General features: G+C 72.2%; 4 protein-coding genes and 1 pseudogene. 3 read left to right on the top strand and 2 right to left on the bottom strand.

Annotated elements, in window-relative coordinates; all coding sequences use genetic code 11:
- From E1211_RS30915 to E1211_RS30905, 3 genes are all read left to right on the top strand, one after another.
- The coding region (locus E1211_RS30915) for a class E sortase (protein ID WP_243709785.1) at nt 1-1,092 on the top strand (1,092 nt) is incomplete at its 5' end.
- Between the two features lie 5 nt (nt 1,093-1,097).
- Nucleotides 1,098-1,382, top strand: a complete 285-nt coding sequence (locus E1211_RS30910) for a hypothetical protein (protein WP_132353585.1) — start codon at nt 1,098-1,100, stop codon at nt 1,380-1,382.
- Nucleotides 1,383-1,386: 4 nt separating this feature from the next.
- Nucleotides 1,387-2,037 carry an aminodeoxychorismate/anthranilate synthase component II gene (locus tag E1211_RS30905; protein WP_132353583.1) on the top strand — a complete coding sequence of 217 codons (651 nt, stop codon included), beginning with the start codon at nt 1,387-1,389 and terminating at the stop codon, nt 2,035-2,037.
- 223 nt (nt 2,038-2,260) lie between these two features.
- On the opposite strand, the gene pknB is transcribed toward E1211_RS30905, so the two are convergent.
- Nucleotides 2,261-4,072, bottom strand: coding sequence for a Stk1 family PASTA domain-containing Ser/Thr kinase (pknB, locus tag E1211_RS30900; RefSeq protein WP_132353581.1), 1,812 nt, complete (start codon nt 4,070-4,072; stop codon nt 2,261-2,263).
- Nucleotides 4,069-4,509 (bottom strand): annotated as a pseudogene (locus tag E1211_RS32830) (serine/threonine protein kinase); the annotation flags it as partial. The pseudogene E1211_RS32830 and the gene pknB, both read right to left, overlap by 4 nt.

Genomic DNA, 4,509 nt, shown 5'->3' with positions numbered 1-4,509 from the left:
GCCCCGCCCGACGCCGCGAGCGGGCCTCCCGCCCCGGCGTCGCCGGGCACCCCGCCGTCGGGCAGTGGACGCCCGCCGGCCGGCGTCGGCGACGGCCCGACCGCGCTCATCCCCACTGTCACTCCGCGCGGCGAACGCTCCTCCGGCACGCCGATCGCTGCGGGCTCGCCGGCCGCCGACCCCGGGGCCACCGCACTCATCCCGGCCGTCTCCGCCGCTCCGGCGCGGCCTCCGGCGCTCGACTCCACCGCGTTGATGGGCGCAGTGCCGAAGACGCCGGAAGTGGACGAGCCAGCTGATACCGGGCCCACCGAGCCGCCACGTCCCCGGCGGGGCGAGCGGGTCGTCAAGCTGCGCCCGGAGCAGACCGGCAAGGGTTACAAGAGCGTCTACTCGGAGCTGACCCGCCCGTCGTTCGGCTCCCGGCTCCGCAGCGGCCTGCGGGTCACCGGCGAGGTCCTGATGACCTTCGGCCTGGTCGTGCTGCTCTTCGCGGGTTACGAGGTGTGGGGTAAGTCCGCGATCGTGGACGCCCACCAGAACGACCTCAGCCAGCAGCTCGCGCAGGCGTGGGGGCCGACCGGGGACCCGACGGTCTCCGCTCCCGCCGCACCGTCGGCCAAGCCTTCCCCACCCGTGCGGGGCAAGCCGATCGCGGGCCTCTACATCCCCAAGCTCGAGAAGAACTGGGTCGTCGTCGAAGGTGTGACCCAGGCCGACATCCGATATGCCCCGGGCCACTACCCGGAGAGCGCCCTGCCAGGTCAGGTCGGCAATTTCTCCGTAGCCGGTCACCGCAACCGCGCCACCTTCTGGCGTCTCGACGAGCTGCGCGACGGTGACGTGATCGTGGTCGAGAGCAAGACCGACTGGTACGTCTACAAGGTCTCCCAGACCCGGATCGTCAAGCCCACCCAGGTGGAGGTGGTGGCGCCGGTCCCGGGCGAGCCCGGTGAGAAGCCGACCAAACGAATGCTCACCCTCACCACGTGCAACCCCAAGTTCGACAACTACCAGCGGTTGATCGTCCATGCCGAGTTGGACCGGACGCAGCCGAAGGCCGAGGGTCGCCCCACGGAGCTGGGAGGCTGACGGCGATGTACGGGTGGATCTGGCGCAAGCTCCCGTTCGGCCTGGTCGGCAAGCTGACCGGGTCCGTACTACTCACCGCCGCGACGGTGGCCCTGCTCTGGTACGTGGTCTTCCCATGGGCCGAACCGCTGCTGCCCTTCGACGACGTGCAGGTCACCCAGGACTCCGAGGTGCCCGGTGGGCCGCCCGGCGAGGTCATACCCGGTGACGACGCCCCAGCCGGCGACGAGCACGACCTGCCGTACGACACCGAGCGGAACAACACCCCGCCCGCCTCCCCGAACCGGTGAGACCATGCGCGTCCTTGTGATCGACAACTACGACTCGTTCGTCTTCAACCTCGTGCAGTACATCGGCCAGCTCGGGGTGGAGTGCGAGGTACGCCGCAACGACGAGATCGACGTCGCCGAGGTGGGGAGGCTCGGCGCGGCCGGGATCCTGCTCTCGCCCGGGCCGGGTAGCCCCGATCGGGCCGGGATCTGCCTGGACGTCATCCGCGAGTACGCCGGCGAGTTGCCCATCTTCGGCGTCTGCCTCGGTCATCAGGCGATCGGTGAGGCGTTCGGCGCGACCGTCGCCCGCGCGCCGGAGTTGCTGCACGGCAAGACCTCCGAGGTGCGGCACGAATCGGTCGGCGTACTCGCCGGCCTGCCGGACCCGTTCACCGCGACCCGGTACCACTCGCTCGCGGTGCTGCCCGAGACGTTGCCGGACGAGCTGGAGGCCACCGGCTGGACCGGCTCCGGGGTGGTGATGGCGATGCGTCACCGCAGCCTTCCCATCGAGGGCGTGCAGTTCCACCCGGAGTCGGTGCTCACCGAGGGCGGGCACCTGATGCTCGCCAACTGGCTCGCCGCCTGCGGCCACCCCGAGGCGCTGGAGCGCGCCCCGGCGCTGGCCGCCGAGGTCGACGCCCGCCGCCGGGCCGCCTTCAGCGCCGCCTGATCCACCAGCCGCCGGGCCGCCTGCGACAGCACGCCCCAGGCCCCCCGAATCCACGCGCTGCCGCCAGGCCCTGTCAACCCGGACCGGCGGGCGGTGCCGGGGACGTCGAGCGGCCGCCGGGTCACCCCGCCGACCGGCACCATGACCGACACGAGTTACCGGAAGGTCGGGGTGTCCGCTCAGGCGGATACCCCGACCTTCCGACACGTCGTGCCGGCCCGGCTCAGTCGTTGCGGGGGAAGCCCGGCGGCAGGGGAGGCATCGGGAATCCACTACCGCCACCGGTGCCAGGCGTGGTCGGCGTCGCCGTCGGCGTGGGCGAGCCTGAATCGCTCGGCGGCGCGTCCGGGGCGGGGACTGTCACATAGATGGTGACCTCCCGACCGCGCGGCAGGTTCGCGCCCGATTCGGGAGTCTGCCGCTCCACCCGGCCGGCCTGATCCGCGGGCACCTCGCTCCCCTCGCGGACCCGAACCCGGTAACCGGCGTCCTCGAGCTCCTCCCGGGCGTCGTCCTCGGTCGCGCCGAGCACTCGGGGCACCTGCCCGACGTTGCCCTTGGAGACGGTGAGCGTGATCGCGGTGCCCTCGGCGACCTCCTTGCCGGGCTCGGGGTCCATCTCGAGGACGGTGTTCTTCTCCCGAGAGCTGTCCTTCTCCTTCGGCGCGTTGACCTTGAAGCCCAGGCCCTCGAGCTGCTGCTTAGCGCTGTCGAAGCTGGAGTTGACCACGTTCGGGATGGTCCGCGTGTTCGGCCCGCCGCAGACCTGGATGGTCACCGTCCGGCTGGGCTCGAGCTCGGTGTCCGGGGCCGGGTTCTGCGCGACGACCGTGCCCTTCTCGCAGGTGGGGTTGTTCACCTGCTCGCCGGCCTGCGGGGCGAAGCCGGCGGTCTGGATCGCCTGGAACGCCTCCTGCTGGGTCATGCCGGTCAGCGACGGCACCCGCCGCAGCTCCTCGCCCTTGCCGTTCATCAGCAGGGCGGCGACCAGGGCGATCACCGCGAGCACACCCACTGCCGAGAAGAGCGCGATCAACCAGGACGACGCCCGGCGGCGGCGCGGGTCGCCGACCCGGGCCGGGATCTGTCGGGTCGGCGGGGCAGCCCCACCGCCGACCGGATAGCCCGCGGCGGCCGGGGCCATCGGCATGGTCTCCTGCTCGCGCATCACCGGCGTGGCCAGCACCGGCCGGCCGGCGGCGGCGCGCAGCAGATCGGCCCGCATCTCGGCGGCGCTCTGGTAGCGGTTCAGCGGGTTCTTCGAGAGCGCCTTCAACACGATCGCGTCGACCGCCGGATTCACGTCCGGGTTGATGTCGCTCGGCGTCGGCGGCGCCTCCCGGACGTGCTGGTAGGCGACGCTCACCGGGCTGTCCCCGACGAACGGCGGGTGCCCGCAGAGCAGCTCGAAGAGCACGCAGCCCGCCGCGTAGACGTCCGAGCGGGCGTCGACCGCCTCGCCCCGGGCCTGCTCCGGGGAGAGGTACTGCGCCGTGCCGATCACCGCGCTGGTCTGCGTCATGGTGGTGGCACCGCTGGCCAGGGCGCGGGCGATACCGAAGTCCATGACCTTGACCTGGCCGGTCTGGGTGAGCATCACGTTGCCGGGCTTGATGTCCCGGTGGATGATGCCGTGCCGGTGGCTGAACTCCAGCGCCGCGCAGACGTCCGCGCAGATCTCCAGCGCCCGTCGCGGCTGGAGCCGCCCCTCGGCGGCCAGCACCTCCTTGAGGGTGCGGCCGTTGACGAACTCCATGACGATGAACGGCAGCGTCTCGCCGGTCGGCGCGGTCTCCTCACCGGTGTCGTAGACGGCCACGATCGCCGGGTGGTTGAGCGACGCCGCGTTCTGCGCCTCACGGCGGAACCGCATCTGGAACGTGGCATCCCGGGCGAGGTCCGTACGAAGCATCTTGATCGCGACGTCCCGACCGAGCCGGAGGTCGCGACCGCGGTGCACCTCAGCCATGCCGCCGTAGCCGAGCAGCTCGCCGACCTGATACCTGCCACCGAGCAGGCGGGCCTGGGCTGTCATCGCGTCTGTCGTCCTTCGCTCGTCGTCGTCTCGCCGCTGGTCAGTCGGAGCCGCTCGAACTGACGGTACGGGGTCTGGGTCACATCGTCGCGTCCGTCGAACCGTAGCGCGCCGGAGACCACGGTCCGCGGTGTGACCGGTGCCGACTGGGTTCCCTTGCGCAGCTTGTAGGAAATCACGCCCGAGCAGAGCAGGACCAGTACGGCGAGGAGGACGGCCACGAGCACCGTTCCGGGCCGCGACCGTCCCGGGGTGGACGGCGGCGGTGTCGGGCCGACCTGCCCCACGTACCCGGGCGGCGGGGCCGGCCGGGCTGCGGCCTGCGGTACCGAGGCGGCCCCGCGCGGGTAGCTGGCCGCCGCTGTCGGCGGTCGTGGCTGCCCCACCGCCGGGGCGACCGCGGTGGGCCGCAGCGGCTGGGCGGGGGCGGCGGAGAC

Origin of the sequence: Micromonospora sp. 15K316, from assembly GCF_004348525.1 — a bacterium.
GTDB lineage: Bacteria > Actinomycetota > Actinomycetes > Mycobacteriales > Micromonosporaceae > Micromonospora.
This window is presented reverse-complemented; position numbering and strand designations above follow the sequence as displayed.